Here is a 1,268-nt window from a genome sequence, read left to right as displayed (position 1 = left end):
GGAGGTCGCGGACATCCTCCGCGATCACGGCTCTGCTTGGCGTGACGCCAATCAGGGGCATGTGAGCCTCGGGCAATTGAAGGTGATGAATGCGATCGAGCGCTGTCGCACGGCGGCGCTCGGCGGCCATGTCGCACGCTGCGAGAGCGCGGCGTGCGGCCATACCGAGGTCGCCTACAACTCCTGCGGCAACCGGCATTGTCCGAAGTGCCAGGGTGCGGCGTCACGCCGATGGCTGGCCGACCGCGAAGCGGAGCTGTTGCCGGTGCCGTATTTTCACGTCGTCTACACGCTGCCCAGCGAGTTGCGTGACATCGCCTACCAGAACAAGCGCGTGATCTATAATCTGCTGATGAAGGCAGCGGCCGAGACGACGCTCGCCATCGCAAGCGATCCCAAGCGCCTCGGCGCCCGCATCGGTATCACGGCCGTGCTGCACACCTGGGGCTCGGCGCTCACCCATCATCCGCACGTGCATATGATCGTGCCGGGTGGAGGGCTCTCGCTCGATAACACGCGATGGATCGCCGCGCGCTCCAATTTCCTCGTCCATGTCAACGTGCTGGCGCGCCTGTTCCAGGGCAAAATGCTGGCGATGCTCGTGCATGCGCACGACGCCGGCGAGCTAAAGTTCTTCAATACCCATGCCGGACTCACCGACAAGACAACGTTCAAGCGCTTCATCGCCCCGCTGCGGCGCATCAAGTGGGTGGTCTATTGCAAGGCCCCGTTCGCGGGGCCCGCGCAGGTGCTGCGTTATCTGTCCCGTTACACCCATCGTGTCGCCATCTCCAACCGCCGCCTCGTTGCAGCCGACGACGAAGCGATTGCGTTCCGCTGGAAGGACTATCGCCTCAACGGCGCCAACCGCTGGAAGACGATGCGGCTTCACCCGCACGAGTTCATCAGGCGGTTCCTGCTGCACGTGCTGCCCAAGGGCTTCCACCGCATCCGCCACTACGGGCTCTTTGCCAACGCCAACCGCGCCCAGAGCATCGCGACAGCCCGCGCACTCCTCAACGTCGCCCCGCCGGCCGCCGACCCGCAAGAGCAGCCGGATATCGCGACGGACACGCCACGTGTGCTGCCGTGCCCATGCCCGCGCTGTGGCGCCCGCATGATCGTGATCGAGGTGTTCGCCCGCGGCTGCCAGCCAAGCTGGCGGCCGACAATGATCAGGATCGACACGTCATGACCAAGACCTCCTGCGAGCGTTGCTGTTGTCCTGGTCCGATGCGCTGGCTAAATGCTGGCGGCGATCTCGCTCA

Annotated in this window: 1 protein-coding gene; it reads left to right on the top strand. The window is 64.9% G+C overall.

Annotated elements, in window-relative coordinates; all coding sequences use genetic code 11:
• A partial coding sequence (locus tag L6639_RS42890; protein ID WP_237867371.1) for an IS91 family transposase occupies positions 1-1,195 on the top strand: 1,195 nt, incomplete at its 5' end.
• Between the last annotated feature and the right edge of the window lie 73 nt (positions 1,196-1,268).

It is taken from the genome of Bradyrhizobium zhengyangense (genome assembly GCF_022012555.1).
Lineage (GTDB): Bacteria > Pseudomonadota > Alphaproteobacteria > Rhizobiales > Xanthobacteraceae > Bradyrhizobium > Bradyrhizobium zhengyangense.
The sequence above is the reverse complement of the archived record's forward strand: the minus strand, read 5'-3'. Positions and strand labels throughout refer to the sequence as shown.